This window comes from Streptomyces sp. URMC 126 (assembly GCF_051386555.1).
Taxonomy (GTDB): domain Bacteria; phylum Actinomycetota; class Actinomycetes; order Streptomycetales; family Streptomycetaceae; genus Streptomyces.
The window spans coordinates 1-4107 of the sequence record NZ_JBPQTX010000462.1 but is presented as its reverse complement, the minus strand read 5'-3'; the positions used below and the strand labels follow the sequence as shown (position 1 = coordinate 4107).

Annotated in this window: 6 protein-coding genes; 2 read left to right on the top strand and 4 right to left on the bottom strand. The window is 74.0% G+C overall.

Going from position 1 to position 4107, the window contains the following annotated elements; genetic code table 11:
- On the top strand, positions 1–616 hold a 616-nt coding region (locus ACSNOK_RS31340), incomplete at its 5' end, for a TerD family protein (RefSeq protein ID WP_436784182.1).
- A 36-nt stretch (positions 617–652) separates the two neighbouring features.
- Here the strand turns inward: ACSNOK_RS31340 and ACSNOK_RS31335 are convergent.
- The gene (locus ACSNOK_RS31335; RefSeq protein ID WP_436784181.1) at positions 653–1057 is read right to left on the bottom strand and encodes an SgcJ/EcaC family oxidoreductase; all 405 of its coding nucleotides are present in this window, start codon (positions 1055–1057) and stop codon (positions 653–655) included.
- A 183-nt stretch (positions 1058–1240) separates the two neighbouring features.
- On the opposite strand from ACSNOK_RS31335, the gene ACSNOK_RS31330 reads away from it, so the two are divergent.
- Positions 1241–1564 (top strand): hypothetical protein, encoded by a 324-nt coding sequence (locus ACSNOK_RS31330; protein ID WP_436784180.1) that lies wholly within the window; start codon positions 1241–1243, stop codon positions 1562–1564.
- 56 nt (positions 1565–1620) lie between these two features.
- Here the strand turns inward: ACSNOK_RS31330 and ACSNOK_RS31325 are convergent, their stop codons facing one another.
- The 3 genes from ACSNOK_RS31325 to ACSNOK_RS31315 all read right to left on the bottom strand — a co-directional run bounded on the left by ACSNOK_RS31325 (position 1621) and on the right by ACSNOK_RS31315 (position 3751).
- On the bottom strand, positions 1621–2691 hold the full coding sequence (locus ACSNOK_RS31325) for an MsnO8 family LLM class oxidoreductase (RefSeq protein ID WP_436784179.1): 1071 nt from the start codon (positions 2689–2691) through the stop codon (positions 1621–1623).
- An 86-nt stretch (positions 2692–2777) separates the two neighbouring features.
- Complete coding sequence (locus ACSNOK_RS31320) at positions 2778–3458, bottom strand: restriction endonuclease (protein WP_436784183.1); 681 nt, start codon at positions 3456–3458, stop codon at positions 2778–2780.
- 83 nt (positions 3459–3541) lie between these two features.
- Positions 3542–3751 carry a hypothetical protein gene (locus ACSNOK_RS31315; RefSeq protein ID WP_436784178.1) on the bottom strand — a complete coding sequence of 70 codons (210 nt, stop codon included), beginning with the start codon at positions 3749–3751 and terminating at the stop codon, positions 3542–3544.
- Positions 3752–4107 lie beyond the last annotated feature (356 nt).

The following is a 4107-nucleotide window of genomic DNA, read 5'->3' as shown; positions in this document are numbered from 1 at the left end:
GATCTTGCCCCCGCCGGCGCCCCCCGCCCCCGGCGCGGGCAAGATCAATCTGGACAAGGGCCGGGTGAGCCTCCAGAAGAACCAGACCGTCTCCCTGGTCAAGGGCGGCCGGCCGCTGACGCAGTCGGTCCGGATGGGTCTCGGCTGGGAGCCCGCGTTCGGCGGCCGGTCCATCGACCTGGACGCCTCCGTCATCGCCTACGGCCCCCAGCGGAACATGATCGACGCCTGCTACTTCGGCAAGCTGATGATCCTGGGCGGCGCGGTCCAGCACTCCGGCGACAACCTGACGGGCGCGGGCTCGGGCGACGACGAGACGATCACCGTCCACCTCGGCGGCCTGCCGCCGGAGGTCACGGGCCTGGTCTTCACCGTCAGCTCCTACAGCGGCCAGAAGTTCACCAACGTCGCCAAGGCCTACTGCCGGCTGCTCGACGGCCAGACCGGCGAGGAGCTCGTCCGCTTCGACCTCACCGGGTCGGAGTCCAAGACGGGCGTCCTGATGTGCAAGTTCATCCGCCAGTACTCGGGCGAGTGGGAGATGACGGCCATCGGCGAGTTCGTGAAGTCCAAGACCGTCCGCGACCTGGTCAACCCGGCGGCCCAGGCGCTCTGACGACCGCGCCGGGCGCCACGCGGGTGCACACGGGCGCTACTCCCCTGTGTGCACCCGCGTGTTCCGGCAGGCGTGCGGCAGCCGGCGCCCGTCGTCCCCCTTGGTCAGGACGTACAGCGGCGCCCCTTCGGAACCGCCCTCCGCCGCGTGGCAGCCCTGCCGCACCTTGACCGCCGCCACGTCGGGCCGCAGGAACTGTACGTGCACGGGCTCGTAGGTGACCTCTCCGTCCCGGCTCGCCGCGGGCAGGACGGCGCGCGTGAACTCGGCGATGGCGTCCAGGCCGATGAGGACCTTGCCGTGGGCGGTCGTCCAGAGCGCCTCGGGGTGGAACAGCGCGAGGAACCCCTCGACGTCCTTGGCCCGTTGCGCCCGCTCGACCTCGGCCACTGTCCGGTGGATCGCTGTGATGTCCGCGGCTTCGGCGATCTCGGTGATCACGTAGATGATCCTGGTCCCTCAAGCGCGCTTGAGGTCAAGGACGGCCCCCGCGTTCCCGGTTCCACGGTCATCCGTTCGGGTGGCAACGGCCCCCGCCCCTTCAGGGAACGGCCCGGCCGTACGACCCTGGTGACCACCAGGGGCCCACGCCCCAGCGGACATCCGGGGGGACGGGGATCTGTCATGCGGCCACGAGGAAACGTCGTCCGGGCGGCCGTCGCCGTCGGCACCGCCGCCGCGCTGTTCTGCGGAACGTCCGCCGGCGCCCAGGCGGCCACCGGGAACTTCACCTACGTCAACGTCAACGGGGACGACTTCACGCTGCACGACCCGGCGAACGGCGAGTGCTTCCTGTTGGTCTCCGGCGCCAAGAGCGCGGTCAACCACACGAACGCCACGGCGACGGTCTTCGCCGAGCATGGTTGTGAGGGCTCACGCGTGACGATGCCGCCGAACACGTCGGTGAGCTTCGGCGGCACCGCTCCGCACAGCGTGAGGTTCGGCTGAGGCACGAGCGGCCGCGGGAGAGGTGAAGCGGGGGCGGACGCGGCGGCCGAACCCGGTCAGGCACCGCCCGCCGACGCCGCCGACCCCGTCAACTCCGCCGTCCCCACAGGCCCAGTCAGCCCCGCCACCCCCGCCAGCCGCCGGTACGAGTCCAGCAGCCCCACACGGTCGTAGCCGCTCGTCGTGACCAACACCTCGTCCGCGCCCGTCCGTTCCACCAGCGCGGACAGCCGGCGGGCGACCTGCTCCTCCGCCCCGTGGACGGGCCCGCGCAGCGCGGTCTCGAAGTGCTCGCGCTCGCGGTCGGTCATCGTGCGGGCCTCGATCTCCTCGGCCGGCTCCAGGGGCGGGAAGACGCCGTGGGTGCGCGAGTAGGCCAGCGCCCACGCCTCCGGCACGAGCAGCCGGCGGGCCTCGTCCTCCGTCGCCGCGACGGCGATGTCGCCGGCGAGGACGACGTACGGCTCGGCGCGCCCGGCGGCCGACGGGCGGAACGCCTTGCGGTACCGCTCGACGGCCGCGACCAGCCGGTCCTCCCCGCGCAGCCCGCCGATCACCAGGGCGGCGCCCGCGCGGGCCGCGATGTCGGCCCCCGTGTCGTTGGCGAGGACGAAGAGCGGCACCCGCAGCCCCTCGGCCGGGCGGGCGTGTACCTGGGGGTACGCGGCGGCGCCGCCGTCGAACCACTCGGCCAGCTCGGCGAGCCGTTCCTCGAACTCCCCGACCGCCTCCTTCCCGGCCCCGAGCGCACGCCGGATGCCGTCCGTGAAGCCGACGGACCGCCCGACCCCCAGGTCGATCCGCCCCGGGAACAACGACTCCAGCACCCCGAACTGCTCGGCCACGGCCATCGGCCGGTGATTGGGCAGCATCACCCCGCCGGTGCCGACGCGGATCCGCGACGTGGCGGCGGCGACGGCGCTCGCCAGCACGGTGGGAGCGGATCCGGCCACCCCGGGCACGCTGTGGTGCTCCGAGACCCAGAACCGGTGGTAGCCGAGCGCCTCCACCTCCCGCGCGAACCGGACGGTGTCCCGCAACGCCTCACCGGGCTCCCGCCCCCGCCGCGTACGGGAGCGGTCGAGGACGGAGAAGGGGATGCGTGTAAGGGTCACGTTTTCCTGCAACGTCGGCGGCGAGGACGGGATTCCCGAAGCGGCCGGACGGTCGGGAGCGGCCGGAACGGCCAGGAAGCGGCCAGGCGGCCAGCCGGTCAGGAGCGCCCGGACGGCCCTCCCGCCGGCGGGAGGGCGGTGAGCAGCTCCCACAAGGGACGCGAGCCGGACGCCCACACCCCCAGCGTCCCGCGGTCCACGACGTGCAACCGCTGCTGCCGGGCGAAGGCGACGGCCGGCCCGCTGACGCGGCCGTTCGTCACGATCACCGCGACGTCCGCGCCGTGAACGGGACGGGCGGTCCCGTTGAGGACCTGGAGGTCGGGGGTGCCCACGGCCGAACCGGCCGCTCCGGCGCGCCGGTGCTTGCACTGGACCACCCACCGCCGCCCGTAGGGGTCGGTGGCCTTCACGTCGGCGCCCAGGTCGCCACGGCCCCCGACGCGGACCACGTCCCGGTAGCCGTCGCGGCGCATCAGGTCGCGTACAGCCTCCTCGAACCGGGTGTGATGCAGGGCGTCCAGTTCGGCCATGCCGTACCGCAGACCCCGCGCGCGGACCGCTTCCCAGCGCGCCCGCTCCCGCCACCGGTACCACCGGACGCCGGCCGCGAGCAGCGCGAGGACCGCGAGAACGGCCACGATCCACCAGTGGGCCGACAGCCATTCGACGACGGCCGCCAACAGCACGGCGGCGAGTGCCCCGGCCGCGAGGAGCCCGGTCAGCCGGTCGCCCGCCCGGCGCCGCCGCCCGCCCCCGCTCCGGCGACGCCGTCGCACCACCGACCGCACCACCGGCCGCCCCTGCGGTCGTCCCGCCGGCCGCCTGGTCGCGGCGGTCCGGCCCCGGCTCGCGCGGGGGCTCACCGGCCGGCCCGCGTCACGCTGTCCGCCAACTGCCCCACCATGTCGTGGATCGCCCGGCCCGCCTGGGTGGGGGCGATCAGGACGCCCAGCACCAGGACGATCGCCACGGTCAGCTTCTCGTCGTTGCGGCTCCGGGCCTCCGTACGCCGCCTCAACCGCAGGACGACGATGACGACGAGCAGCAACGTCACATCGATCCTCAGCAACCGTCCCGCCCTCCCCTGACCACCGGCCGTCGTCCCACGGGACGGCGACGCGCCACCCGGCAGTTCTGTGTACCGCGCCCGGCCGGGGCCGGGGCCGGATCGCCGGTGGATGGCACAAAGCAATCGGACTCGTGTCCGGATGTCGTACGGCCGGCGGACCGCAAGGCCACCGGGCCGCCGGGCCGCCGAGGTGGAACCGGCCGTCGGTCCCGGTCGCGAACGGGCCTTCCGATCGGCCGGTTTCCTCCCCGCCGGTCCCGGCCATCATGACGCGCTGCACGCCGTGACGCCTTGGTCAAGGGTGGAGCGCGGGTGGCCGCTGGGGCCGGCGGGGAGAGGCCACTGGCTGTCTCTTA

Bases quoted from the DNA above. Each gene is read 5' to 3' on its own strand.
- ACSNOK_RS31330 (WP_436784180.1), top strand. From the start codon at position 1,241: ATGCGGCCACGAGGAAACGTCGTCCGGGCGGCCGTCGCCGTCGGCACC.